The organism is Nocardia fusca NBRC 14340 (assembly GCF_001618425.1).
GTDB lineage: Bacteria > Actinomycetota > Actinomycetes > Mycobacteriales > Mycobacteriaceae > Nocardia > Nocardia fusca.
Genome location: NZ_BDCU01000027.1, coordinates 55,570 through 80,118, shown reverse-complemented (window position 1 = coordinate 80,118; position 24,549 = coordinate 55,570). Strand labels below are relative to the sequence as shown.

The 24,549-nt window shown below is 69.0% G+C and carries 24 protein-coding genes; 14 read left to right on the top strand and 10 right to left on the bottom strand.

The window, feature by feature from the left end:
• The first annotated feature begins 30 nt into the window (after positions 1-30).
• Positions 31-501 carry an HIT family protein gene (locus NF4_RS15960; RefSeq protein WP_232330493.1) on the top strand — a complete coding sequence of 157 codons (471 nt, stop codon included), beginning with the start codon at positions 31-33 and terminating at the stop codon, positions 499-501.
• Positions 502-554: 53 nt separating this feature from the next.
• Here the strand turns inward: NF4_RS15960 and NF4_RS15955 are convergent, their stop codons facing one another.
• Positions 555-1,688: a Fic family protein gene (locus NF4_RS15955; protein ID WP_063128120.1), complete on the bottom strand. Its 1,134-nt coding sequence runs from the start codon at positions 1,686-1,688 to the stop codon at positions 555-557.
• A 187-nt stretch (positions 1,689-1,875) separates the two neighbouring features.
• Here NF4_RS15955 and NF4_RS15950 point away from each other — a divergent pair, with 187 nt between their 5' ends.
• A complete protein-coding gene (locus tag NF4_RS15950; protein ID WP_063128119.1) occupies positions 1,876-2,682 on the top strand; it encodes an NmrA family NAD(P)-binding protein in 807 nt (268 codons plus the stop codon).
• A 180-nt stretch (positions 2,683-2,862) separates the two neighbouring features.
• Here the strand turns inward: NF4_RS15950 and NF4_RS15945 are convergent, their stop codons facing one another.
• From NF4_RS15945 to NF4_RS15930, 4 genes are all read right to left on the bottom strand, one after another.
• Complete coding sequence (locus NF4_RS15945) at positions 2,863-3,252, bottom strand: VOC family protein (RefSeq protein WP_063128118.1); 390 nt, start codon at positions 3,250-3,252, stop codon at positions 2,863-2,865.
• A gap of 2 nt (positions 3,253-3,254) precedes the next feature.
• Positions 3,255-3,542 (bottom strand): ArsR/SmtB family transcription factor, encoded by a 288-nt coding sequence (locus tag NF4_RS15940; RefSeq protein WP_063128117.1) that lies wholly within the window; start codon positions 3,540-3,542, stop codon positions 3,255-3,257.
• An 87-nt stretch (positions 3,543-3,629) separates the two neighbouring features.
• Positions 3,630-5,018: a flavin monoamine oxidase family protein gene (locus tag NF4_RS15935; protein ID WP_063128313.1), complete on the bottom strand. Its 1,389-nt coding sequence runs from the start codon at positions 5,016-5,018 to the stop codon at positions 3,630-3,632.
• A gap of 219 nt (positions 5,019-5,237) precedes the next feature.
• Positions 5,238-5,825 carry a TetR/AcrR family transcriptional regulator gene (locus NF4_RS15930; RefSeq protein WP_063128116.1) on the bottom strand — a complete coding sequence of 196 codons (588 nt, stop codon included), beginning with the start codon at positions 5,823-5,825 and terminating at the stop codon, positions 5,238-5,240.
• 213 nt (positions 5,826-6,038) lie between these two features.
• Here NF4_RS15930 and NF4_RS15925 point away from each other — a divergent pair, with 213 nt between their 5' ends.
• The 4 genes from NF4_RS15925 to NF4_RS15910 all read left to right on the top strand — a co-directional run bounded on the left by NF4_RS15925 (position 6,039) and on the right by NF4_RS15910 (position 9,633).
• Complete coding sequence (locus NF4_RS15925; protein ID WP_232330492.1) at positions 6,039-6,923, top strand: LLM class flavin-dependent oxidoreductase; 885 nt, start codon at positions 6,039-6,041, stop codon at positions 6,921-6,923.
• A gap of 243 nt (positions 6,924-7,166) precedes the next feature.
• The gene (locus NF4_RS15920; RefSeq protein ID WP_063128114.1) at positions 7,167-7,646 is read left to right on the top strand and encodes a MarR family winged helix-turn-helix transcriptional regulator; all 480 of its coding nucleotides are present in this window, start codon (positions 7,167-7,169) and stop codon (positions 7,644-7,646) included.
• A 73-nt stretch (positions 7,647-7,719) separates the two neighbouring features.
• Positions 7,720-9,150 (top strand): DHA2 family efflux MFS transporter permease subunit, encoded by a 1,431-nt coding sequence (locus tag NF4_RS15915; RefSeq protein WP_063128113.1) that lies wholly within the window; start codon positions 7,720-7,722, stop codon positions 9,148-9,150.
• A gap of 60 nt (positions 9,151-9,210) precedes the next feature.
• Positions 9,211-9,633, top strand: a complete 423-nt coding sequence (locus NF4_RS15910) for a PPOX class F420-dependent oxidoreductase (RefSeq protein ID WP_063128112.1) — start codon at positions 9,211-9,213, stop codon at positions 9,631-9,633.
• Positions 9,634-9,753: 120 nt separating this feature from the next.
• Here the strand turns inward: NF4_RS15910 and NF4_RS15905 are convergent, their stop codons facing one another.
• Positions 9,754-10,224 carry an SRPBCC family protein gene (locus NF4_RS15905; RefSeq protein ID WP_063128111.1) on the bottom strand — a complete coding sequence of 157 codons (471 nt, stop codon included), beginning with the start codon at positions 10,222-10,224 and terminating at the stop codon, positions 9,754-9,756.
• Positions 10,225-10,457: 233 nt separating this feature from the next.
• Between NF4_RS15905 and NF4_RS15900 the strand changes: the two genes are divergently transcribed.
• The 5 genes from NF4_RS15900 (at position 10,458) to NF4_RS15880 (ending at position 16,248) form a co-directional block, all read left to right on the top strand.
• Positions 10,458-11,501, top strand: coding sequence for a nitronate monooxygenase (locus NF4_RS15900; RefSeq protein ID WP_063128110.1), 1,044 nt, complete (start codon positions 10,458-10,460; stop codon positions 11,499-11,501).
• Between the two features lie 199 nt (positions 11,502-11,700).
• A complete protein-coding gene (locus NF4_RS15895) occupies positions 11,701-12,339 on the top strand; it encodes a maleylpyruvate isomerase family mycothiol-dependent enzyme (protein WP_063128109.1) in 639 nt (212 codons plus the stop codon).
• Positions 12,340-12,431: 92 nt separating this feature from the next.
• A complete protein-coding gene (locus NF4_RS15890) occupies positions 12,432-13,829 on the top strand; it encodes an ATP-binding protein (RefSeq protein WP_063128108.1) in 1,398 nt (465 codons plus the stop codon).
• 28 nt (positions 13,830-13,857) lie between these two features.
• Entirely contained in the window at positions 13,858-15,807 is a 1,950-nt protein-coding gene (locus tag NF4_RS15885; protein ID WP_063128107.1) for a vWA domain-containing protein, read from the top strand.
• A gap of 27 nt (positions 15,808-15,834) precedes the next feature.
• The gene (locus NF4_RS15880) at positions 15,835-16,248 is read left to right on the top strand and encodes a TIGR03668 family PPOX class F420-dependent oxidoreductase (protein WP_198165345.1); all 414 of its coding nucleotides are present in this window, start codon (positions 15,835-15,837) and stop codon (positions 16,246-16,248) included.
• 14 nt (positions 16,249-16,262) lie between these two features.
• Here NF4_RS15880 and NF4_RS15875 read toward each other — a convergent pair whose 3' ends face one another.
• Both NF4_RS15875 and NF4_RS15870 read right to left on the bottom strand, forming a co-directional pair.
• A complete protein-coding gene (locus NF4_RS15875) occupies positions 16,263-16,856 on the bottom strand; it encodes a TerD family protein (protein WP_063128106.1) in 594 nt (197 codons plus the stop codon).
• Positions 16,857-16,908: 52 nt separating this feature from the next.
• Complete coding sequence (locus NF4_RS15870; protein ID WP_063128105.1) at positions 16,909-17,430, bottom strand: MarR family winged helix-turn-helix transcriptional regulator; 522 nt, start codon at positions 17,428-17,430, stop codon at positions 16,909-16,911.
• A gap of 74 nt (positions 17,431-17,504) precedes the next feature.
• Here NF4_RS15870 and NF4_RS15865 point away from each other — a divergent pair, with 74 nt between their 5' ends.
• Positions 17,505-18,944 (top strand): MFS transporter, encoded by a 1,440-nt coding sequence (locus tag NF4_RS15865; RefSeq protein WP_501193526.1) that lies wholly within the window; start codon positions 17,505-17,507, stop codon positions 18,942-18,944.
• A 188-nt stretch (positions 18,945-19,132) separates the two neighbouring features.
• On the opposite strand, the gene NF4_RS15860 is transcribed toward NF4_RS15865, so the two are convergent.
• Entirely contained in the window at positions 19,133-19,978 is an 846-nt protein-coding gene (locus NF4_RS15860; RefSeq protein ID WP_063128103.1) for an aldo/keto reductase, read from the bottom strand.
• Between the two features lie 209 nt (positions 19,979-20,187).
• On the bottom strand, positions 20,188-21,723 hold the full coding sequence (locus NF4_RS15855; RefSeq protein WP_063128102.1) for an FAD-dependent monooxygenase: 1,536 nt from the start codon (positions 21,721-21,723) through the stop codon (positions 20,188-20,190).
• 607 nt (positions 21,724-22,330) lie between these two features.
• Between NF4_RS15855 and NF4_RS15850 the strand changes: the two genes are divergently transcribed.
• Together NF4_RS15850 and NF4_RS15845 are read left to right on the top strand one after the other, a co-directional pair.
• Entirely contained in the window at positions 22,331-22,909 is a 579-nt protein-coding gene (locus NF4_RS15850; protein WP_232330491.1) for a CHAP domain-containing protein, read from the top strand.
• Between the two features lie 60 nt (positions 22,910-22,969).
• The gene (locus tag NF4_RS15845) at positions 22,970-24,133 is read left to right on the top strand and encodes a hypothetical protein (protein WP_232330490.1); all 1,164 of its coding nucleotides are present in this window, start codon (positions 22,970-22,972) and stop codon (positions 24,131-24,133) included.
• Positions 24,134-24,549 lie beyond the last annotated feature (416 nt).

The window sequence follows — 24,549 nt, the reverse complement described above, 5'->3', positions numbered from 1 at the left end:
CGAGCTGTGAACGACTGGAGGGACGATCGCGTGCGGTCCGCGATCGAGGGCTGGAACCCGACCGTCTTCGCCGAGCTCGACGCGGCGTTCGCGGTGATCGGCGATGTCCAGTTCCTGCCCGGCTACTCGCTCGCTCTGACCAAAATGCCGGGCGTCGACCGGCTCACCGACCTGCCCCGGGGCGAACGGGTGAGGTTCCTGGCCGATGTCGATCTCATCGCCACCGCGGTCGAAGCGGTATGTGCGGCGCGCGACCCGCGATACCGGCGCACCAATATCGAGATCCTCGGCAATACGGACCATTTCCTGCATGCCCACATCTGGCCTCGGTACGACTGGGAACCCGGGGAGATCACCGGCAATCCGGTGTGGGTCTATCCGGACGGGCGTTGGCACGACCCGGCGACCGCGCTCGGGCGGCAGCACGAGGAGCTGCGGACGGCCCTGGCCGCGGAGGTCGCCCGGCTGCGGGCCTCGGCCGAATACGGGTACGACGCATAGCCGCGGACTTGGTGGTCATGCGTGCTGCGGAGCTTCGGCGCTGGACGCCCTCGCTACGAATCCCGGGGTATCGCGCGCAATTGGGCCAGCTGACTGCGGCAGCCTTCGATGTCCTGGTAGTCGCCGCAGCCGAACGGGGCCGTGGACCGGCCGAGCGCGCGGTAGTGTTCGTAGTCTCCGGCCAGGTCGAACAATTCGACCGGGTCCATTTCGCCCGCACGGCTCTCGAGGCGATGTGCCCGCTCCGCGAAGTCTTCACTGCCGGTTCGTACCGCGTCCGCCCAGTCCAGGGTGCTGGAGAAAACGTCATTGTCGAAATCGTGCAGCGCGGCCGGGGGCAGGCCGTCGCATTCGAGCGACCAGTTCATCAGCAGGCGGGAGAACCGGCCGTTGTAGTCCTGCCAGGGGTGGATGGATACGGCGCGCTGCTGGAGTTCGGCGGCGAGGGCGTAGGGGTCGAAACCGGGCCGGACACGGACGTCGTTGTACCAGGCGCACAGGGATTCGAGTTCCGCCCGCGCGGCTTCCGGTGTCGAGATGCGATATTTCAGGCCGCCGTCGAGGAGGAAACCGCCGGTGCCCGGTGGCAGGTATTCCAGGTATGGGTTCGCGTCGACCTGCGCGATCTCCTCATCGGTGAGCCGCCGGCTCTGGGTGCCCCACCGCTCGCGATCGGCGAAGAGTCCGCCGGACGCGTCGGGGCAGAAGCGTGCCAGGCGCTGGTGGAGTTCGGTCAGGAAAGACATGGACAGCTCCTGGGAGCCGTGCTGCCGGGCGAACGCGCGGGCGTCCAGGTAGCCGGCCCATTCACCGTCGCCGAACAGTAGTTCCGGGTGTGGTTGGTCGCGGATCAGTGCCATTCGGTGCAGAGGTGCGTCGATGAGCAGGCTCGATTCCAGCGCGCGCTCTCCTGCCGAACGCAACCCCAGTTCGGTCGACCGCCGCTCGATCACCGCGTTCGCGTCGTCCAGGTCGGCATCGGCCGGGTCCTCGGTGCTCGCGTGCCGCACATGGCGGGCGCCCTCCGCGTCGGCCTCCAGGCTGCGCGGCGCCACTTCTCGGTTGAGGTTGCCGCCCACTCTGCGCATTTCTGTCGCCGCGTAGTCCGCCGCGTCAGCGACCGGCCGGCCGACCTCGGGCAGTACCTGCTTCCGTAAGAGGTCCGCGAGAACAGTACTGGTCTGCACTTCCTTCTCCTCGCCCGCCGGAGTGACCGATGCTGCGTCCGAGTATGCCGCCTGCCGCGCCGCGGTGTGCGGCGCTTGGTGCCCATGGGCAGTAATTCCGGAGTGTGCGCCTCCGCGGTCGCCTCCGCCGGGAATTGACCTCAACCTTTGTTTAGGTCATAGCGTTCGCGTTCGGAAGGGAGTCGACGTGACGGTATTGGTAACGGGCGCAACCGGGAACACCGGCAAACATGTGGTGTCGGAGTTGCTGCGCAGGGGAAAGAAGGTGCGGGCGTTGACCCGTGATCCGCGACGGGCCGCGACGCTGCTGCCCGCGGACGCGGAACTGGTGACGGGTACGCACACCGAGCCCGCGGCGCTGGACGCGGCACTGGACGGCGTCACCGGGCTGCACATCACCGTGACGGCCGGGGTGGCCGGGACCGGACCCGAACTGGTCCGGCGCGCGGTCGCCGCCGGGGTCGAGCGGATTACCATCCTCTGGGGTGGTTACGTCGGCCCGGCCGAGTCGGCGGTGGAGCGGTCCGGGGTCGCGTGGACGCGGCTGGAACCGCAGGAGTTCATGGCCAATGCGCTCACCTGGGCGGAATCCGTTCGCGCGGAGGGGGTGGTGCGGGAACCGTTCGATCTGCCGAGCGCGGTCGTGCACGAGGGCGATCTCGGTGCGGTGGCGGCGATCGCGCACACCGAGGACGGGCATGCGGGTCGTGCGTACAACCTCAACGGCCCCGAAGCGCTGACCACCGGAGAACGGGTGGCGCTGCTCGCCGGTGCGCTCGGCCGTGATATCGCCTTCGAGCAGATCGGCCGCGAACGGGCCATCGAAAGAATGCTGCGCGAAGGGGTGTCCCGGGCCGATGCGGAGTACGTGGTGGGCTGGCACGCCGACCCGCCGCCGGAGGCGCGGATCCCGGACGGCACCGTGGAACGGATCCTCGGCCGGTCCGCACGCACGTTCGCCGACTGGTTGCGTGGGCACAAAGAGCGGTTCTGAGCGACGGGACGCGGTGGCGGCTCCCGGAGGGCATCGCGGCCCAGGTCCGGGGTGATGAGATGCCCGGCGCGCCGCCGATCGAGGAACGCCGAAGGTGACGCGGCGGTCCCCGGCGCGGGTCCCGCGGGGGCTCCGCGCCCGGGATCGCGCCGAGGACTCGGGAGTGCCGGCGCCGGGGAATCAGCCCTTGTGCTCCGCGATCTGGATGAGGTTGCCGCAGGTGTCGTCGAGGACCGCGGTGGTCACCGGCCCGTGGTCCACCGGGGGCTGGGTGAAGCGCACACCCAGCCCTTGCAGCCGCTCGTACTCGGCGTGCACATCGTCGACCGCGAAGGAGGTGAACGGGATTCCATCCTCTACCAGCGCGTTCTTGAATGGTTTGGCGGCCGGGTGGGCGTCGGGTTCCAGGAGCAGCTCCACCCCGTCCGGCGCCTGCGGTGAGACGACGGTCAGCCAGCGGTACTCGCCGGCCGGGACATCGGTCTTCTTCACGAAGCCGAGTGTGTCGGTATAGAAGGTGAGTGCCTTGTCCTGGTCGTCGACCCAGACGCTGGTCACGTCGATCCGCATTCCTACTCCTTCAGCCAGCGGTCGGTGAGATTCCGCAACGGTTCTCGCTCGAGGTAGTGGAACTTGTACCGGCCCTCCCGGCTCGTCCGGATCAGGCCGGCGCCGGCGAGTACGTCGAGATGCTGGGATATGGCCTGCCGGGTGGATGACAGCTGGTGGCGCATGGTCAACCGGCCGCACAGTTCGAACAGTGTCTGCCCGTCCCGTTCGGCGAGTTCGTCGAGAATCACTCGCCGAGTCGGGTCGGCCAGTGCGCGGAACACATCGGCCGGGTCGGTACTTTCGCTCACGCTACCACTATAGGCAAGTAGTCACTTGCATGTCACGTCGCTGCTTCCGCCGGCACGTTCCTCCGATCCGGTCGCCGGGGACTGCTGTCACTCGGGCCGGGGGGCGCGAGCCGCGGACGCGGTCACGATCTCGTGTTCCAGTACCTCCTCCGCCGCCCGCTCACCCGACCGCACGGCTCCGTCGACCCACCCGCACATCACCGCGGAACTTTCGGTGCCGGCCCAGTGGATGCGTCCGCACGGTGCGCGCAGGGCGGGGCCGAACTGGGTCAGCACGCCGGTCGGCGCGTGGCTGAGCATCCCGCCACCGGAATAGCGTTCGGCGCTCCAGTTCTGCTCGATGTAGTCGGCCGGGGTGCGGGCCTTGTCGCCGAACCGTTCCGCGAGGGCGTCGAGTATCGTGTGCCGCCGCTCGGCGGGGTCGAGCCGGCCGATCTGCCGTGCGATGGGCCCCTCCACGATGACGCACAGGACGCCGGGACGGCCGGTATCGGTACAGGCGTCGATGGTGATGGTGGCCGGCGACCCCGGCGCCGCCGACTGTCCGGACAACCCGTCCGCGCGCCAGAACGGTTCGTCGTACACGAGGGAGATCTTGATGATGGCGCCGCTCGGCATCCGCTGATGCAGGAGCGACCGGTCGACCGGCAGTATCGGTTCGTAGCGGATCTGGCTCGCGATCGCCAGCGGAACCGTCACGATCACCCGGCGGGCGCGCACCGTCATCTTGCCGGAGAACACTGTGACCCCGTCGGCGTCCTGCCGGATGCGGCGGACGGGCTGGGCGAGCATGACCGCGTCGCCGAGTTCGGCCGCCATCGGGCAGTAGACCGCGCCCATCCCGCCCACCGGCCGGGAATCCTGGGCGCCGTCCTCGATGCCCAGAACGAAACCGGGACCGCCGCCGGATGCCATCTGATACAGGGCGAACAGTAGCGACACCTCGGACGCGGCGGACGTGTAGGCACCGGCTATCGCGGTTTCGAGCAGTTCGTGCGCGGCCTTGGATACGACGTGGGTGTTCAGCCAATGCGCCAGGGTGAGGCGATCCCAGCGGTCGGCCTGCTCGGCCGTCCACGGCGCGTCGAGTGGTATCGACTTGCACAGATGGCCCAGGTCGAGGAGCGCGGCGCCGAGGTTCATCGCCACCCACGGGCTCATCGACCACGGGATCGTGCCGGTGTAGCGATACTGCTTGCCGTCGACGAGCATCATCGCCTCACCGTCGGTGTACTGCTTGTAGCTCGCCACCCCGTAGTCCTGCATCAGCGCGCGGATCCGGTCCTGGCCGGGGCCGATCCACGCGCCGCCGCGATCGATCCACGACCCGTCGGGCCGGGTTTCGGTGAACGCGCGCCCGCCGAGCCGGTCGCGGGCTTCCAGCACGGTCACTGTGCGGCCCGCCTGTTTCAACCGCCGGGCGGCGGTCAGTCCGGCAAATCCCCCACCTACCACGCAATAGTCGACGTCTGTCATGAGCGCCGCCTCGGATCGGAGTTTCGGTGCGAAACCGCCGCGCGGGCGGACGCACTCATTCGCGCACCACACGGTGACGGTGCGCATCGCAGGAAGAACAGGTGAGCGCTTCGAGTTGTATGGCAATTCTAGGGCAGAGCGGGGTCCGGGGGCTGTCGCGGCCGGGTCCTTCCGGTACGGCATACCCCGGCGCTCGGAGGCGGCTACCGGGCCGGACGCCTAGCGGGCGCGCAATCCTTCGAGCAGCAGCCCGACCATTCGCCGCGCGTCGTAGCGGGGGTCGTGACCCGCGCCGATGCACAGATTCCCCACTGCCCGCATGAGTTCGTATGTGTCGGTATCGGGGACGATCTCGCCGGCCGCGGTCGCGGCATCGAGCAGTTGGGCGCAGACCGGGAGCAGGCGGTCGATGAAGTAGGCGTGCAGGGGCTCGAAGGCCGCGTTGTCGGAGCGCAGCGCCTCGGCGAGACCGTGTTTGGTGACCAGGAAGTCGACGAACAGATCGATCCAGCGAGTCAGAGCGAGGAACGGGGTGGGGCTGTCGGCCAGTAGAGCGGGGCCGGCTTCGGCACAGGCTTCGACCTGGTGGCGGTAGACGGCGACGACGAGGTCGGACCGGGTGGGGAAGTGCCGGTAGATGGTGCCGACACCGACTCCGGCGCGCGCGGCGATATCGCGGACGGGTGCATCGACGCCGGCGGCGACGAAGGCCGCGGCGGCCGCGTCGAGCAGAGCTGCCTGATTGCGCCGGGCGTCGGCGCGTTTCCGCTGTTCGGGGGGTTGCACCCTGCTGCCCTCTGCCGCCATTGGGCGCTATCCTCTCACTTCGCTTGGCAAGCGGAACGATGTTCCGTATGTTGGTTATCGGAACATTGTTCCGCTTTCAGGATGCCAGAAACCCGCAGAACGATCGACCCGGTTCGCCCCCGAGGGGCTCGGTCCGGCGTTCTCTCACCCATCCCCTTGTGCTGAAAGGCCGACCATCCCATGGCGCACCCAACCCGTCCCAGCTTCGGCATCATGACCGCACCCATGCAGGTCGACTACGCCGATATCCTGCGCGTCTGGCAAGAGGCCGACGCTGTCCCGGAGATCGAACACGCCTGGCTGTTCGACCATCTGCTGCCGATCGCCGGTGACATGAACGGGCCCATCCTCGAGGGTTGGACGCTGCTGTCCGCGCTCGCGGCGCAGACCGGCAGGTTGCGCCTCGGCCTGATGGTCACCAGTAATCGGTTCCGGCCGCCGGCCGTGCTGGCCAAGATCGCCACCACCGTCGATATCGTCGCCGGCGGCCGGTTGGACTTCGGGATCGGCGCCGGGTCCCGCCCCGGCCTGCCGATGGCCCGCCGGGAGTACGAGGCGCACGGTCTGCCCTATGCCGATTTCGGCGACTCGGTAGCGAATCTCGCCGAGGCGTGCGCGGTGATCCGCCGCCTGTGGACCGCGGACGCGCCCTTTGATTTCGAGGGTGCCCACGTGCGGCTCACCGGGGCGTTCGGCAATCCCAAACCCGTGCAGCGTCCGTATCCGCCGATCGTCATCGGCGGTCGATCCGATGCGACACTGCGCGTTGTCGCCGAATACGCCGATCTGTGGAACATTCCGGGCGGTGATATCGGCGATGCCGTCGACCGCAGCGCCCGGTTGGATCGATACTGCGCCGATATCGGCCGTGATCCGGCCGAGATCGGCCGGTCGATCTTCCTGCCGGTCTCCTACGAGCGGCCGGACAGCACACGGAGCGCGATCGATGAAGCGCTCGCGGCCGGGTTCGGTCATATCGTGCTCGGGTTGCCGGCTCCCTACCCGGACGGTGTGGCTCGGTGGATTGCCGACCAGTTCGTTCCGGCGGCTGTGCAGGTGCCCGCGACGACAGGGGTGGCCGACGGGGCTTTCTCGTAGCGATCGACGTACTCGGGCGCAATACAAGACGGCCGCGGACCGTCACAGTCGTTCGCGGGTCGGGGCGATCACCGGGTCTTAGAACGGGTGGGTGCGAAGCGGCCCATGGCCGGGGTGGCGGTGTTTTCGCTCATTCGCAGTCTCGGCCGGAGGCGGTGGCCGCGGTCTCGGGCGAACCGCGCGCGGCCGCCCATGCTCGGATGGTTCGCCGCAGAAGATCCGCAACGGAACTATCATGGGCGTATGACCGCAATGGCTCCCGTCCGCGCCGAAGTGGACCTGTCGTTTCTGCTCGACCGCACCAGTCACGTCCTGCGCACCCGGATGGCGGCGGCGCTGGCGGAGATCGGGCTCACGGCCCGGATGCACTGCGTGCTCGTCCACGCCCTGGAGGGGGAGCGGACCCAGGCGCAACTCGCGGTGATCGGGGATATGGACAAGACCACCATGGTGGTCACCGTCGACGCGCTGGAGCGGGCCGGGCTCGCCGAACGGCGGCCTTCCGCGGCGGACCGGCGGGCTCGCATCATCGCCGTCACCGACAGGGGGCGGGAGGTCGCCGAGCGCAGCCAGCGGATCGTCGACGGCGTGCACCGTGCGGCGCTCGGCTCGCTGCCCGCGGGGGATCGGGAAGTTCTGGTGCGCGCGCTGCGGAATCTGACCGAGGGCCATCTGGCCGAGGCGGTGGAGGCGCCGTCGGCGGCGCGGCGCGCCCGGCAATAGATCTCCAATAGATTGTCTGCAACGGAACTATCTATTACAGTCTCTCCTGTCGGGTTTCGGACAGGAGAACACCATGAACACCCACGCACGCCTCGCCCTCGCCGTGCTGTCGGCAGCCACCCTGATGACCGTCCTGGACGGCAGCATCGTCACGGTGGCGCTTCCGGAGATCCAGCGTGACCTGGGATTCGACTCGGCCGGATTGAGCTGGACGGTCAACGCCTACCTGATCGCCTTCGGCGGGCTCCTGCTGCTGGGCGGACGCCTCGGCGACCTGTTCGGCCGCAAGACGATATTCCTGATCGGGAACGCTGTGTTCACCGCGGCGTCCCTGATCGCCGGCGCGGCCACCACGCCCGCGCTGCTGATCGGCGCCCGCTTCCTCCAGGGCGTGGGCAGCGCCTTCGCCTCCGCCGTCGCGCTGGGCATTCTGGTCACCCTGTTCACCGACCACCGGCAGCGCAAAGTCGCCATCGGGGTCTTCGGCTTCACGGGCGCCGCCGGTGCGGCGATCGGGCAGGTGCTGGGCGGGGTGCTGACCGACGCCTTCGGCTGGCACTGGATCTTCCTGATCAACGTGCCGATCGGGCTGGCCACAGTGGCCCTGGCGGTCGCGGTGCTGCCGGCGGACCGGGCCGGTGGCGGTGTGCGCCGGGCGGATCTGATCGGCGCCACACTGGTCACCGCCGGGCTGATGCTGGGTATCTACACGGTGGTCGGGATCGAGCGCCACGGCTGGACCTCCTCACGCACGCTCGGTCTCGCGGCCGTATCCCTGCTACTGCTGGCCGCGTTCGTCATCCGGCAGTCCCGGGTCGCCGATCCGCTGCTTCCGCTGCGGGTCTTCCGTTCGCGCGCTGTCTCCGGGGCCAATCTCGTGCAGATGCTGACGGTTTCGGCCATGTTCGCCTTCCAGGTGTTGCTCGCGCTGTACCTGCAGCGCGTCCTCGGCTACGCGGCCTTGGAGACCGGGCTGGCCATGCTGCCGGCGGCCGTGGCGATCGGCGGGGTGTCGCTGTTCGCCTCGGCCCGCCTCACCCTCCGCTTCGGTGAGCGCGCCGTGCTGATCACCGGGCTGCTGCTCCTGCTGGCCGCCATGGTCCGGCTCGCGAGCGTGCCGGCGCACGCCTCCTACCCGGTCGACCTGCTGCCGGTGATGGCGCTGATCGCCGGATTCGGGCTGGTGCTCCCGGCGCTCACCGCACTCGGCATGTCCGGTGCCGCGGCCGACGACGCGGGGTTGGTCTCCGGACTGTTCAACACCACCCAGCAGATCGGTATGGCGCTCGGCGTGGCCGTACTGACCACCCTCGCCGCGTCCCGCACCGGCGCCCTGGCGACCGCCGGCGCCTCCGATGCCGAGGCGCTGACCGGCGGCTACCGGACGGCCTTCGCCGTCGCCGCCGGCCTGCTGGTGGCCGCACTGGCGGTGGCGGTCACCGTGCTGCGACCCGTCGCCGTGGCACTTCCGGCCACCCCGCCCGCCGCGGTCCATCCCGCCTGACGTGGGCCTGCGGCCCCGCACCGACATCCGACCGAACCGAAACGACCCGAAGGAACCGATATGACGACCGAATTGCCCGCTGAGGCCCGCCGCCTGCTGGACGGGAAGAATTTCGCCACCGTGGCGACGATCGACCCGGACGGCCGTCCCCAGACCTCGGTGGTCTGGATGGACCGGGAGGGCGACACGATCCTGTTCAGTTCGACGACCACCCGCCGCAAGGTGCGCAATCTGGCGCGCGATCCACGGGTCGCGCTCACCGTTTTCGACGCCACGAACCCCTACCGTTCCGTGGATATCCAGGGCACCGCCGAACTGATCGAGGATCCGGACAAATCGCTGCCGTTACGGCTGTCCCGGAAGTATCTCGGCGAGCAGCCGCCCCCGGAGCCCGACAATATCCGCCGGTTCATCGTCCGCGTGACACCCGAACGGGTCACCGGGTTCTCCCTGCCGGACCCGTCGAAACCCGACGCCGGCTGATCGGCTCGGTGAACCGAATCGGCCGGATACGCCGATCCGGCAGCGCGGTCGCGAGGAGCCCTACGCGACCGCGCTGCTGTTCCTCGCTTCCGCTTCCGCCGATGTCCGAACGTGCTGGGCTCAGCTGCCGGCCTCGGCCCGTCCCTTCAACCGCACGAGGCCTTTCTCGAAGTCCGGGCCGATGAAGCGGTCCATGGGGAAGAGGAAGCCGACCACTTTGAAGAACAGGTTCTTGCGGCCGGTCATCCGCCAGGTCACCTCGGTGGTTGCACCCGAGGTCACCAGCAGGAACGTCACCTCGTTCCGGCTCTCGAACGGTTTGCGGAAGGCCAGGTCGATCCCGACCCGTCCGGGCTCCGAGGCGGTGATCGTCATCGTCCCGGCGCCCGCCTTCCGGTTGCCCTCCCAGTCGTAGCGGGCGCCCACTCCCGACCCCGGACCGGAGTAGGTGCGCCGCAGATCGGGATCGGCGTCCTCCCAGGGCGACCAATCACGCCAGTGGTGGAAATCGTCGATGAGGGCGCGGATCCGGGGCTCGGGCGCGGCGATCCTGGTCGCGCGTTCGACGAGGTACGTACTGGAATCGGACATACCCTCTTCTCCTGCGGGAAGGGAGGCGCGACGTCACGACAATGCGCCACGGTCACCGGAATTATGCCTCGCGCACACCGCGGTGCGCGGATGCCACGGTTCGCCCGTTTCGGGCGAGCATGGCGGCGGGCCCCGTGACGTAGGGAACAGCGGCGCCACCCGGTGGTCGTCCGGTGCCGGCGGGTGAGGAGGCTGGGTACCGTTCGATTCGGTATCGACCGTGGAGGTGGATCGTGTTCGGATTCGGAGATCTCGCCGTGCCGATCGTGGCGGCGCCGATGGCAGGTGGGCCCTCGACGCCGGAATTGGTGGTGAGCGTCGGGGAAGCGGGCGGGCTGGGTTTTCTGGCGGCCGGGTACAAAACCCCCGAGGCGGTGGCCGAGCAGATCCGGCAGGTGCGGGCCGGCACGGACGCGGCGTTCGGGGTGAACCTCTTCGTGCCGCAGCGCACTTCCTACGATGCCGCGGCGGTGGAGCAGTACCGGGACAGGCTGCGGGAGACGGCGCGGCAGTACGGGCTCGAAGTACCCGCTGTCCGGGAATTCGACGACGACCGGTTCGACGAGAAGGTGGATCTGGTCGTCGGACAACGGGTGCCGGTGGTCTCGCTGACCTTCGGCCTGCCGCCGGTGGACACGGTGCGGCGGCTGCGTGCGGCGGGATCGATGGTTATCGCGACGGTGACCGGTCCGGACGAGGCCCGGGCCGCGGTGGAGGTGGGCGTCGACGCGCTCTGCCTGCAGGGGCCCGAGGGCGGGGGCCATCGGGGCACCTTCCGGGTCGAGGACGAACCGGGTACGGCCGCGCTGATCGACCTGCTCGACGAGATCACCGCGTGGTGCCCGCTGCCGGTGGTCGCGGCGGGCGGCATCTCCGACGGGGCGCGGATCGTGGAGGTGCTCGCGCACGGGGCGGTCGCGGTGCAACTGGGTACGGCGTTCCTGCGCAGCGCCGAATCCGGGGCGAAAGCAGCGCACAAGAACGCGCTCGCCGATCCGCGATTCGACCGGACGGTCGTGACGCGCGTGTTCTCCGGCCGCCCCGCCCGTGGACTGGCCAACGGTTTCATCGCCGAGTACGGCACGGCGCCCGCCGCCTACCCGCAGATCCACCACCTCACCAGCCCCATCAGGGCGGCCGCGGCCGAGCGGGACGGTGCCGACGATATGGCGCTGTGGGCGGGTACAGGGTTCCGAAAGGCGGCGCCGGACCCGGCGGGGACGATCCTGCGGCGGCTCTGGGACGAGGCACGGGTGTCGGGCGCGGCCCACGACTGACCACGAACAGCCGACAGGCGGTGTGCGACCCGGGATCGACAGTTGCCCGGCGATCGACCGGTCGAAGCGTCCTCGGCGGTGGCATCTCGGAACCCGATCCGGACCGGCCCCGGTCCGGGTCGGGCGATATGTCGGTACCGATCCGTAGTGTGCGGTTCGTCACCCCCCCGGCCGGGGGCGGAGCCGAGCTGGAGGAATCGTGCAAGACGTGTGGCCGACGGTCCGGTCCGAGAGACTGGCGCTCATCGCGGATCTCGAAGGGCTCACCGCCGAGCAGTGGGCGACGCCCTCGTTGTGTTCCGGGTGGACGGTGCACGATGTGCTCGCGCATATCGTGGCGACGGCGAAAACATCCCGGCTCGGCTTCGTCCGGCAGTTCGCCCGGGCCCGCTTCGATTTCGACCGGTTCACCGCGAACGGTGTCGAACGGGAGCGGGCGGACACCCCCGCCGAAACGCTGGACCGGTTGCGTGCGGCCCTGGACCGGACGGTCACCCCGCCCGCCCCGCTCGACAGCAGGTTGGTCGAGATGATCGTGCACGGAGAGGACATCCGGCGGCCGCTGGGGATCACCCGGGAGTACCCGGCCGATGCCGTCGCCGACGCGCTGCGGCTGCAGATCCGCACCACGGCCGGGTTCGGTGGCGGGAAGGAACTCGTCGCCGGGCTCACGCTGGTGGCCGACGACGCCGAGTTCACCGCGGGGTCGGGGCCGCAGGTGTGCGGTCCACTGCTGTCGCTGCTGCTGATCGCCTCGGCGCGCGGTATCGCGGCCGCCGACCTGCACGGAGACGGTCTCGACACACTCCGGCGGCGGCTGGTATCCGGGGTCGCCTGAGACCGCCGCAGCGCAGGCGAACCCACGCCGAGCGGCGGATAACGGCGTGCCATCTGTCGACCGATGGGGGAAATCGCCGTAGCGTCGATGAGGTGACTGTTCCAACAGAGCTGCCCGCCACCGCGGGCGCGTTGCGGGCGGCCGGGTACGCGCCGCGGAGTGTGAAAGCCGAGATCCGGGAGAATCTGCTGGCCCGGCTGGCCTCGGGAGAGGATCCGTGGCCCGGGATCGTCGGCTTCGAGCGGACCGTGCTGCCGCAATTGGAGCGCGCGCTGCTGGCGGGTCACGATGTGGTGCTGCTGGGCGAGCGGGGACAGGGCAAGACCCGGCTGCTGCGGACCGTAATCGAACTGCTCGACGAATGGACCCCGGTGATCGCGGGCGCCGAACTGGGCGAACACCCGCTGGAACCGATCAGCCCGCAGGGCCGGCGGCTGGCGGCCGAACTCGGCGACGACCTGCCCGTGACGTGGCGGCATCGCAGCGAGCGCTACGCCGAGAAGCTCGCGACCCCCGACACCTCGGTGGGCGACCTGATCGGCGATGTCGATCCGGTGAAGGTCGCCGAAGGACGCAGCCTCGGCGATCCGGAGACCATCCACTTCGGCCTGGTGCCGCGGGCGCACCGGGGCATCGTGGCCGTCAACGAGCTGCCCGACCTCGCCGAACGTATCCAGGTCGCGCTGCTGAACGTCATGGAGGAGCGCGATATCCAGGTGCGCGGCTATACGCTGCGGCTACCGCTGGATGTGCTGCTGGTGGCGACGGCCAATCCCGAGGACTACACCAATCGCGGCCGGATCATCACCCCGTTGAAGGACCGATTCGGCGCCGAGATCCGGACGCACTATCCGCTGACCGTCGAGGCGGAGATGGCGCTGGTGCGCCAGGAAGCAGAACTGGTCGCCGAGGTGGGCGACCCGCTGATCGAGGTGCTGGCCCGGTTCGTGCGGCGGTTACGCGAATCCCCGGCCATCGATCAGCGCTCCGGGGTTTCGGCCCGGTTCGCGGTGGCGGCCGCGGAGACCGTGGCCGCGGCGGCGCTGCGGCGTTCCGCGCTCACCGGGGAGAACCCCGCGGTGGCCCGGCCCGTCGATCTGGAATCGGTGCCGGCCGTCCTGCGCGGGAAACTGGAGTTCGAATCCGGCGAGGAAGGCCGCGAACAGGAACATCTCACCCATCTGCTGCGGCGGGCCTTCGCCGATACCGCGCGGGAGCGGCTGGGCGGATTGGATCTGCGGCCGCTGGCCGCCGCGGTGGACGAGGGACATCTGGTGACCACGGGCGAGCGGGTGCCCGGCGCGCAGGTCCTGTCCGCGCTACCGGAGCTTCCGGTACTGCACGAAGTGGCGCTGCGGCTCGATGTCGCGGCGGGCGATCCACCGCAGCGGATCGCCGCGGCCGTCGAATTCGCCCTGGAGTCCCTGTATCTGGCGCGTCAGGTGGCCAAGGACTCCGACGACGAGGGCAGCGCGGTGTACGGCGGATGACCGTGGCACCCGATTTTGAAGAGGTGTGATGACAGCGGCGGACCGATATTCCTACGGGCCCTACCATGAGGGGCCCGATCCGCTGGCGCCTCCGCTGGATCTGCGCGAGGCGCTGTCGGAGATCGGGCGCGAGGTGATGGAGGGTTCCTCGCCGCGTTCGGCGCTCGAGGAACTGATGCGGCGGGGGACGTCCGGTATGCCCGGCCTGGAAGAACTGACGCGCCGCCTGTGGGAGCGGCGGGCCGAGATCTCGCGGTCCCACCGCCTGGACGGCACCCTGCAGCAGGTGCGGGAACTGCTGGACCGGGCACTGGAGGCCGAACGGCGCGCGCTGTTCCCGGACCCCTCCGACGACGCGCGGTTCGCCGAAATGCAGTTGGACGCACTTCCGTCGAGCACCGCGAAAGCGGTCAACGAACTGAGCGAATACTCCTGGCGTTCGGAAACCGGCCGGGAGAACTATCAGAAGATCCGTGAGCTGCTCGGCGAGGAACTGCTGGAATCCCGTTTCCAGGGCATGAAGCAGGCGCTGCGGGACGCGACACCGCAGGATGTGGAGGGGGTCCGGCAGATGATGTCGGACCTCAACGATCTGCTCGCGGCCCACGCCCGCGGCGAGGACACCACCGAGCGGTTCGCCGAGTTCATGGACGAGCACGGCGAGTTCTTCCCCGAGAATCCGCGCGATACCGAGGAATTGATCGACGCGCTGGCCGCGCGGGCCGCGGCGGCGCAGCGGATGATGAATTCGATGTCGGCTCAGCAGCGGGCGGAACTGAACGAGCTGATCGGGCAGGCCTTCGGGGATCCGCGGATAGCGCAGCAGATCGCCGACCTGGACGCGAATCTGCGTGCGCTACGTCCCGGCCAGGACTGGGAGTCGGCGCGGCGTTTCCGCGGCCAGGACCCGCTGGGAATGGGCGAGGCCGTGGCGGCCATGCAGGATCTGGGCGAACTCGACGAACTCGCCGCCCAGCTCGCCCAGTCCTATCCCGGTGCACGGCTGGAGGATATCGACCTGGAGATGCTGGAGCGTCAGCTCGGCGCCGAGGCCCGGGTGGATGCGGCCCGGCTGGCCGAGCTGGAACGCGAACTGCGTCGCCAGGGCCTGTTCGAGCGGGCCCCCGACGGTTCCCTGCGACTGACCCCGAAGGCGCTGCGGCGGCTCGGGGAGGTCGCGCTCCGGGATATCGTCGGTAAATTGCGCAGCCGCAAGGGGCAGCGGGAAACCGCGCTCGCCGGGGCGGCCGGGGAACCGACCGGCGCGAGCCGGCCATGGCAGTTCGGCGATACCGAGCCGTGGGATGTCTCGCGTACGGTGCGCAACGCGGTACTGCGCTCGGCGTCCACCGGAAGCCGGACGGTATCGCTGGATGTGGCGGATGTGGAGATCGCCGAGACCGAACAGCGGTCCCGGGCGGCGGTCGCGCTGTGTGTCGACACCTCGTGGTCGATGGTGCAGGACGGGCGCTGGGTGCCGATGAAGCGAACGGCGCTGGCCCTGCAGCACCTGATCAGCACCCGGTTCCGGTCCGACGCGCTGGAACTGATCACCTTCGGCCGCCACGCCGGCACCGTGGACATCGCGGAACTGACCGGTCTGGAACCGGTCTGGGAGCAGGGCACGAACCTGCACCACGCGCTGCTGCTGGCCGGTCGCCATCTGCGCCGGCATCCCGACGCGGTACCGGTGGTCCTGGTGGTGACAGACGGGGAGCCGACCGCGCACCTGGAGCCGGACGGCACCTCTTACTTCAATTGGCCGCCGGACCGGCGCACCCTGGCCGTCACCGTGACCCAGGTGGATTCGCTGGCCCGCCTGGGCGCCTCGATCTCGGTGTTCATGCTGGGTGAGGAACCGCGGCTGGCCGCGTTCGTGGATCTGGTGGCCCGGCGCAGCGGGGGCCGAGTGGTGGCGCCCGACCTGGACGGGCTCGGCGCCGCGGTGGTCAGCGATTATCTGCGTGGCCGGCGCTGAGCGCCGGATCGGGAGCGAGGTGTAGGTATGCGGCTGGACCGTGACCGGGCGCGGACGCGCTTCGCCGAAGCCCGGGTCGCCCGGCTCGCGACGGTGACCGCTACGGGGGCGCCGCATCTCGTGCCGATCGTGTTCGCGCTCGCCGGCGACACCGTCTACACCGCGGTCGATGCCAAACCGAAGTCGACCACCGCCCTGCGCAGGCTGGCCAATATCGAGGCGAACCCGGATATCGCCGTACTGGCCGATTTCTACGACGAGGACTGGACCCGCCTGTGGTGGGTCCGCGCCGACGGGAGGGCGCGCATCGTGGCGGGTGACGAGGCGCGGCAGGGCCTGACGCACCTGACCGCCCGCTATCCCGTCTATGTGACGGAACCGCCGCCCGGACCGGTTATCGCGCTCGACATCGCGCGGTGGTCGGGCTGGGCGGCGGGCTGATCACGTGGGGCGGATCAGGAACCGCCGCCGCCCATGGCGAACCGCAGCAGCGCCTGCTTGTCACCCTGCTTGATCTTGCCTTTGCGGTTGAGCACCTCGAGCTGCCAGACGTCACCGTTGCGGAAGGCGCGGGCGACGGCGTTGGCATTGTCGTTGCCCAGCAGCGACGGCCAGATATCGGCCACCTGTTGGCTGCTGCCGCCGGTTGCGTCGTAGACCTTGAACGAGATGTTGTTCGCCTTCTCGAACGAGCTGCCCTTCTTGAAGGCCGCCGCGACGAAGATTATGGCGTCGATACCGCCGGGGACCTCGGCGAAGGTGACATGGACGGTTTCGTCGTCACCGGCGGCCGAACCGGTCTGTTCGTCGCCGGAGTGCTGGACCGAGCCGTTGCCCAGCGGGTCCAGCGAATCCAGTCCGGCGAAACGAACCGGTTCGCTGCCCTGCATGAGGATGGCGATCAAGTCGAGGTCGACACCTTTCTTGCGGCGCGCCCAGCCGAGCGCGCCACCGCTGGCGCCCGCGGACGGGTCCCAGCTGACACCGACACTCAGCTTGGCGATCCCCGCGAGATCCGCTGCGCCGTCTTCCTTTTTGAGCGTGATCATGGCTCAACGGTACCGGCTGCCGGAGAACACCGGGTGACCACCGAGTTCTCGGTCAGTGGACCGGGGAACCGGTGGTGCGGTGGGGGCGCGGCCAGGGATGGCGGGCCAGCCCTTCGACCCCTTCGTTGAACCGCTCCAGGAGCCGGACCAATTGCTCGACCTCCTCGTCGGGCCAATCGGTGAGCACGGAGCCGACACCGCGGCGTTGCAGGGCCAGATCGGCTTCGAACAGCCGGAGCCCTTTCTCACTGGGCCGGACCTTGCGGGCGACGCCGCCCTCGGGGTCCGGTACCCGCTCCACCAGGTCCTGGTCGAGCATGGCGGCCACCTGGCGGTTCACCGTGGACACGTCGAGGCCGAACGCCTCGGCCAGTTCGCGCAGGGACAGCGGATCGCCGAGACGCAGCCGGGTGAGGATCAGGTACGCGGATCTGTCCAGCTGGAACGGCGAATTCCGGCGGGCGGCCGGATACTGCCGGGACAGTAGGTTCAGTTCCAGGACGAGCCGCGCCAGGACGGCGGGGTCCCGGCGGTCCGCCGCGGAGGCGGCGAGCGGTGCAGCCGAATCGGACATTCGGACACTATGTCGTCTGTTTCGCCCGAATACAAAATTGTGCACCATACACAGGCTATGTAACGTGCATATGCGTGACTGCTGTGGCCGACGACCCTTCCAGATCCGACGAACGCGATCGGCCCCGCACCTCACCGACAGTGCTGGTGGCCACCCTGAGCACCATCGGCATCGTCGTCTCACTCATGCAGACTCTGGTCGTTCCGCTCATCCCGAGCCTGCCCACCCTCCTGGACACCACCGCCACCAACGCCTCCTGGGTGATCACGGTGACCCTGCTGGCCTCGGCGGTCTGCACCCCGATCAGCGGCCGGCTCGGCGATATGTTCGGCAAACGCCGCATCCTGCTGCTCGACCTGCTCGCCATGATCATCGGCTCGGTCCTGTGCGCGATGTCCTCCTCACTGCTGCCCTCGGTGGCCGGCCGCGCCCTGCAGGGCGTCGCGATCGGGGCCATTCCGCTGGGTATCAGCATCCTGCGCGACGAACTGCCACCCGAACGCGTCGGTTCGGCCATGGCCGTGATGAGTTCCACCCTCGGGGTGGGCGGCGCGATCGGACTGCCGGTCGCCGCCCTGATCGCCGAACACGCGGATTGGCACGTCCTGTTCTGGGCGGCCGCGGCGATGGGCGGCGCGGGAGCGCTGCTGATCTTCCGGTTCGTCCCGGAATCCTCGGTGCGCGCCCCCGCTCCCTTCGATTTCGGTGGCGCCGCGGGTTTGGCGACCGCCTTGCTCGCGCTGCTCCTCGCGATCACTCAGGGCGCGCAATGGGGTTGGACCAGCGCCTCCATCCTGACCCTGTTCGCGGTGTCGATCCTGGTGTTCCTCGGCTGGGGCCGTTACGAACTCGGTCGCCGGCATCCACTCGTCGATCTACGGGTCTCGGCGCGGCCGCGGGTGCTGTTCACCAATATCTCCTCGATCGCAGTGGGTTTCGCGCTCTACGGCATGTCGCTGAGCTTCCCCCAACTGCTGATGGCCCCCGCGGAAACCGGCTACGGCCTCGGATTGACGATGGTGGCCGCCGGACTCGCCCTGGCGCCCAGCGGTTGCGTGATGATGCTGCTCTCGCCGGTCTCCGCAAAGATCTCGGCGCGCTTCGGTCCCAAACTGACCCTCGGCGTGGGCTCGGCGGTGATCGGTCTCGGCTACCTGTGCGCCGCGGCGATGATGGACACCGTCTGGCAGATCATGATCGCCTCGGTGCTGGTGGCCGGCGGTGTCGGCCTCGCCTACGCCGCGATGCCCGCGCTGATCATGGGCGCGGTACCGATCACCGAAACCGCCGCGGCCAATGGGCTCAACGCGCTCATGCGCTCGGTCGGCACCTCCACCTCGGCGGCGGTGATGAGCGCGGTACTGGCCAATATGACCATCAACCTGGGCACCCAGCAGTTGCCGTCGCGTGACGCCTTCCACACCGCCTTCCTCATCTCGACCACCGCCGCCTGCGTCGCCATCGCGCTCACCGCCCTCATCCCCATGCGAACAGCGGCCGACGACGCACGGTGACCCCCGCCGCCGGAAATCGTTCGGCATCGCCCGCGCGGGTCTGGTGCCATACCAAGTAGTCGCCGCTGGAACGACCGCCCTTCTTCGCGTCTTCGTAGCCTGGCGGGAAATGCGCGCGAGGCGGATACCCCACTCTTTCCCTCGGGCCGCGCGTATACGGCGCAGAACCCGCTCACCACGTCACGGAATCATCGGCCTTTCGATGCGGCGATACGGTCGAGACGCTCGTACTGATGGTCGGTGAGTTCCAGACGGGCTGCCGCGAGATTCTCGGTGAGGTGGCTGGGTGAGGCGGTGCCCGGGATAGGCACGACGACGCGCGACCGACGTAACAGCCAGGCGAGCACGACCTGGGTGGCGGTGGCGTCGAGCTCGCGAGCGACCGCGGCGATCACGGCAGTCGCGCCCGCAATGCCGGCGACCACAGGCCGCCACGGCAGGAAAGCGATACCGGCTTGTTCACAAGCATCGACCACCGGGTCGTATTCGCGGTCGAGGATGTTGTAGCGGTTCTGCACACTCGCGATATCCACGGTTTCGCGTGCCTCGGCGAGCTGCGCGGCGGAGACCTCCGACAGGCCGATGTGGCCGATCTTTCCCTCATCACGCAGGTCGCCCAGCACCCCGACCTGGTCGGCGAGCGGAATGGCCGGGTCGATGCGGTGCAGTTGCATGAGGGCGATCCGGTCCACCCGCAGCCGACGCAGAGCATCGTCGACCTGACGGCGCAGGAAACGTTCACTGCCGTTGTAAACCGCCCCGTCGGGGTGGTCGCGGCGGCGCTCGACGCCGAGTTTGGTCGCCACCAGGAGCCCCTCGGGATAGGGATGAAGGGCCTCGGCGACGAGTTCCTCGTTGGCGCCCCAACCGTAGAGATGCGCCGTGTCGATCAATGTGACACCGAGTTCGACAGCCCTGCGCAGCAACTCGATCGAAGCGAAGCGGGCATCATCCGGTTCGGTGGCCAGCCGCATCGCACCGAAGCCCAGACGGTGCACGCGAGATCCGGCAAGGTCGAGGGTGAGAGTCGTCATGAGTCCCTTTCCGAGTCACGCCACACTATCCACCTCACCTACCGGCCCGTACCGCGATCCGCCGGCCGGGCATGGGCCCAACGCCCGCCACTGCTGCCGGTGGGCATCCTCCTGTCCGCCTACAACATCGATTTCCTCCCGCTCACCGGCGCGGCCATCCTGGTGGCGCTGTTGCCGCCGGCCGAGCCGAATGCGCTGGGATGCGTGCGTTACACACCGGCCGGTGAACCGAACCAGTGCGTGAGCGCCGCGCGCAGCGTGTCCACGGCGGTGTCGGCTGGTTCGCCGATCGCCGCCGCCCAAGCCAGGTGACCGTCCGGACGGATCAGCAGGGCGTCGGCGGGCTGGTCTTCGGCTTTCCCGCTGTGGATCTCGACGACGTCACTCCACTCCTGGGCGATCACGCGCAACTCCGGCCGGTCGGCGAGTTCGAGAAACACCGGCCGCGCGTTGTGCATGAGTTCCGCGACACTGGTGGCGCCCGCTCCGGTGTGCAGGGCGAGATCGGGGGCGAAGGTCCCGGCCAGCGGGTGTTCGACCCCCGGCATCGGATAGCGAATGTCGCTGTGGCCGACAAGTCCACCCATCCGGCGTAGCGCCGGCTCGTCGAGCAGCAACTCCTGCACGATCTGCCGCAGCGCTTCGTCGGCGTCGTCGCGGCCGCGCCGCAGCGCGACCTGCGCCCGGGTCTGCAGCCGGGCCCGGCCAGCGGCCATGTGCCGCTCGTTGTGATAGCTGTCCACCAGGCCTTCCGGCGCCCGGCCCCGCACGGCGGCCGCCAGCTTCCAGCCCAGGTTCACCGAGTCGAGCATGCCGACATTGAGCGCCGTGCCGGTGGCGGGCAGCAGGTGTGCCGCATCGCCGGCCAGCAGGATCCGGCCGTCGCGATACCGCTCGGCCTGCCGATCCTTGAAGGTGAAGCGCGAGAGCCGCTTCGGGTCCGTCATCGGGAGGTCGACGCCGAGCACCCGACGCACGCTGGCGCTCAGCTCGGCCAGGGTCAGCGGCTCTTCGTCGTCGTATTCGGTGGTCTCGTTCTCGGTGGCCATCAGGCTCGTTGTCCCGGATTCGGGGTCGATCGCGAACGCGAACACACCCCGGTCGTTGCGGGTGAAGCCCGCGGCGACCCGGCCCAGCCCAGGCACGTCGATATCGCCGTTGTCGAGCACGGTGACCGCGTCGTCCAACCGGACCTGGCCCAGCCGGTTGACCTCCGGATAGGTGGTGCCGGGGAACGGAATTCCGGCCAGCTCGCGGATCCGGCTGCGGCCGCCGTCGCAACCGACCAGGTAGCCGGCGCGCATCTGATACGTCCCCTCCGGACCACGGACCTCCGCGGTGACCTCGGCCGCGTTCTGGGTCACGCCGAGCACCTCGTGTCCACGGCGGATCTCGGTGCCGAGTTCGCGAGCGCGTTCGCCGAGTAGTCGCTCGATGACGTGCTGCGGGATCGGCATCGCGCGCATCGGCGGATCGGCGAGCTGCGTGAAGTCCAGCTGCAACGTGCCGAAGGGGAACCGGGGCGCGATATTCGGGTCGCTGCTGGCCGCTTCGAAGCGCTCCAGCAGCCCGCGGTAGCGCAGCACGTCCAGGATCCGCCCGCCGATCCCGCTGGCCTTCTGGGTTTCCCGGGGCACCAGGTGCTTCTCCAGCACCAAGGGGCGCGCGCCGGCCAGGCTCAGTTCAGTGGCCAGGGTCAGACCGGCCGGACCGGCACCCACGATGATCACGTCGAAATCCGGCATTCGGACACTCCCTCTTTCCACAGGTTCTGGCTCAGCCGGGCAATTCTGCGGTATGAACCGGGTCTTGCCGCAAGCCCCCAGGTGCGCTATACCTTCAGAAGGGGAAACGATCCGGCGTCTGCCGGCTGACTTCAAGCTTCGGTAGTGCCGGGAATCGCGAGCAGCCGCCGTCCGTACTCGGTCATGTCGGCCTCGTCGCCGTTCGGTCAACGGGGTCGGGAACATTTACGAGAAAAGTCATGCCAAGGGGTTACCGCTTGGGGAGCCTCGGCTCCTGCTCTGCTTTCGAACTGAGTCCAACCAGTGGCGCGGTTGAACAGCCTGTCGGTGTCCGGACAGCCCTGGGCCTCGATCAGGAGCGGCAGCACCGTGTTGTCCCACTCCAGTCCGGCGTCTTCGGATGTGACCGTGCTGGACCCAAGGGTATCGAGGTGGTTGTAGCGCCCCTTGTCCGCGAACTCCGTCAGGATCGTCAGGGTCGCCCCGTAGATCGGTTCCGCAAACGGGCATGCTGGACGGCACCGGTCGATCACCGGAAAGTTCTGCCGAGGCACGGGGTGTGGAAATGGTCGGATCTTCGGAACAGGTACGCACGCGGAGGAAGCCGGTGCGCGGCACCGCGCTCCTGCTGGTGGCCGCCGCGCTGTTTCTGTGTGGCTGTTCGTTCTTCTCCGGTTCCTCCGACGGACTCGTCGGTGAGCGGTTGACCTCCTTCCCGGTGATCGACCGGGCCACACTCACCGCGACCCAGGCGCGGGTCGTCGACGCCGCCGCGACCGAATTCGCCGACCCCCGCGCGGGAGCGGGCTACTCCGAGGGCAACACCGAACCGTGGTGCGCCAACTTCGTGAGCTGGGTGATGCGTGCGGCCGGGCTGCCGCTGATCAATCCGAACTCGGGATCGTGGCGTATCCCCGGCGTCTACACCCTGCAGGAGTATTACGAGACTTCGGGCCGCTTCGCCGCCGCCGGGTCGGGATACCGGCCGGTCACCGGGGATGTGATCCTCTACAGCCCGGAGAGCAGATTCGGCCAGCACACCAATATCGTGCTGGCCGAAGACCACGGCACCCTCACCACGATCGGCGGTAACGAGGGCGACGCGGTCGGTATCGAACGCTGGAACCCCGCCGCCGTCCCCGATATCCACATCGTCGGTTACGGGCGGCTGTCGCCCGGGTGGTGACGGGCTTGCCGGATCGATACCTTCATCGCGTACCGTGACCGTCATTCGGTGGAGGTAGAGGTGTCGGAACGACTCATGGAACCGATCGAGGTAGGCGACCCGGGGTGGATCGACTACGCCGAGTTCGGCAGGCGGTTCGTCACCCACGCGGTGACCGAGCGGCGGATCGAGAAGGCGGTCGCCGGCATCACCGGGCGCGGGCTGACCATCGGCCCGGTCAATCTGGCGCCCGCCGGACTCGCCGGGTTCCTCGCCGAGGGCCGGATCGACCGTCCCGTGGTGGTGCGCCGCGGCTCCGAAGTCGCCTTCGACGTGCGGATACCGGTATCCCTGCGGGCCAAGATCCTGCTCGCCGGCAAACCCCTGCGGTCGGAGACGGTGGTATCCATCGGTCTCACCTTCCACGCCCGCACCGCCGACCCGCTGCTGATCGTGATCGATATCCCGCGGGTCGAGCCCGCGGATGTGAGTGTGCTGCTGCGCCTGTCCGCCGCCGACTCGGTGGCCGAATGGCTACTCGACCCGATCGCCGGGCTGCTGCAACGCGAGGTCGCCAATCGGGTGAACGGAATGCTGCGCGATCCGGGCGTGATGCGCAGCCGCATCTACGATATCGAGGCCATCGTCGCCCGCGAACGCTCCCCGCACCGCACCCGCACCCGCTTCGACTGGATCGACTACGCCGAATTCGGGCGGCGGTTCTTTCCGCGCATCGTCACCCGGGACCGGCTCGAACCATTCGTCACCCAGCTCGCCGACCGGCAGATCGAGATCGGCCCCTTGCGGGCCGGTCCCCGGGCGGCGGCCGAGGTCACCGTCCGCGGCGAGGTCGGCCGGCCCGCACTGACCGACCGGGTACCCGAGACCGCCACGGCCGACGACGATCCGGCGCTGGTCCGCTTCGACCTGACCGTCCCGGTCACCCTCGACATCACGGTCAGCGTGCTCAAGGACAACCAGTACCGCGCGGACGTGGAGATCCCCCTGCAACTCACCGCGCACGCGGCCGACCCTCTGCTCATCGTGGTGGAGGTCGACCCGCCGGAACGGGAGAACGTCCGCCTCGAATACGCGGCCCAGGGCATGCGCGCCGCCGTCCTCGGCGTCCTGGCGGGCATCAAGAAACAGATCGTCGCGCAGGTGGTCCGGGTCGTCCGCGCCGAACTCGCCGATCCGGCCATGCGAACCCTCGACGTAGGTGAACGCATAGACCGGCTGTTGTAATTTGCGGCGCTGTTTTTTGGCGCGCTTGCGCGCGCGGGGTCGAGGCCCCCTTGGTCTCGCCGTTCAGGCCTCGAGACTCGCGGCTTCGCCGCATGCGCTTCGAGGCCTGAACGGCGAGACGGGCCTCAACCCTTTGAGGTGTCTCATAAGACTCGACGCATGGGGTTGCGCTGCCCGGTTGTCGCGGGTATCTGTTGCTTTGACACAGCGTCTTCGCAAGCAGCCCACAGCGCGGTTTCACGGCTCGGCCCGCTGGACGCGCAGCGCATCCGACCGCGTGATGCGTCCCGGTCTTTTCTCGCGCCCGCTCTGTCGATCTCCGGTAGAGCCCGGACCCGCGGTGACGCGTGCAGTCGTCGGTCGTGGCGGTCGGGTGGTGGATGTGGTGGAATAACCCCACGTTCGAGGCTCCCGGC

What these genes read in the sequence shown, in the direction of transcription:
- NF4_RS15945 (WP_063128118.1), bottom strand. Translation starts at nt 3,252, where the DNA reads ATGCGGATCGACGTGACCAGCGTCTGGGTCGACGACCAGGACAAGGCA.
- NF4_RS15935 (WP_063128313.1), bottom strand. Translation starts at nt 5,018, where the DNA reads ATGACAGACGTCGACTATTGCGTGGTAGGTGGGGGATTTGCCGGACTG.
- NF4_RS15930 (WP_063128116.1), bottom strand. Translation starts at nt 5,825, where the DNA reads ATGGCGGCAGAGGGCAGCAGGGTGCAACCCCCCGAACAGCGGAAACGC.
- NF4_RS15925 (WP_232330492.1), top strand. Translation starts at nt 6,039, where the DNA reads ATGACCGCACCCATGCAGGTCGACTACGCCGATATCCTGCGCGTCTGG.
- NF4_RS15920 (WP_063128114.1), top strand. Translation starts at nt 7,167, where the DNA reads ATGACCGCAATGGCTCCCGTCCGCGCCGAAGTGGACCTGTCGTTTCTG.
- NF4_RS15915 (WP_063128113.1), top strand. Translation starts at nt 7,720, where the DNA reads ATGAACACCCACGCACGCCTCGCCCTCGCCGTGCTGTCGGCAGCCACC.
- NF4_RS15910 (WP_063128112.1), top strand. Translation starts at nt 9,211, where the DNA reads ATGACGACCGAATTGCCCGCTGAGGCCCGCCGCCTGCTGGACGGGAAG.
- NF4_RS15905 (WP_063128111.1), bottom strand. Translation starts at nt 10,224, where the DNA reads ATGTCCGATTCCAGTACGTACCTCGTCGAACGCGCGACCAGGATCGCC.
- NF4_RS15885 (WP_063128107.1), top strand. Translation starts at nt 13,858, where the DNA reads ATGACAGCGGCGGACCGATATTCCTACGGGCCCTACCATGAGGGGCCC.
- NF4_RS15880 (WP_198165345.1), top strand. Translation starts at nt 15,835, where the DNA reads ATGCGGCTGGACCGTGACCGGGCGCGGACGCGCTTCGCCGAAGCCCGG.
- NF4_RS15875 (WP_063128106.1), bottom strand. Translation starts at nt 16,856, where the DNA reads ATGATCACGCTCAAAAAGGAAGACGGCGCAGCGGATCTCGCGGGGATC.
- NF4_RS15870 (WP_063128105.1), bottom strand. Translation starts at nt 17,430, where the DNA reads ATGTCCGATTCGGCTGCACCGCTCGCCGCCTCCGCGGCGGACCGCCGG.
- NF4_RS15860 (WP_063128103.1), bottom strand. Translation starts at nt 19,978, where the DNA reads ATGACGACTCTCACCCTCGACCTTGCCGGATCTCGCGTGCACCGTCTG.
- NF4_RS15855 (WP_063128102.1), bottom strand. Translation starts at nt 21,723, where the DNA reads ATGCCGGATTTCGACGTGATCATCGTGGGTGCCGGTCCGGCCGGTCTG.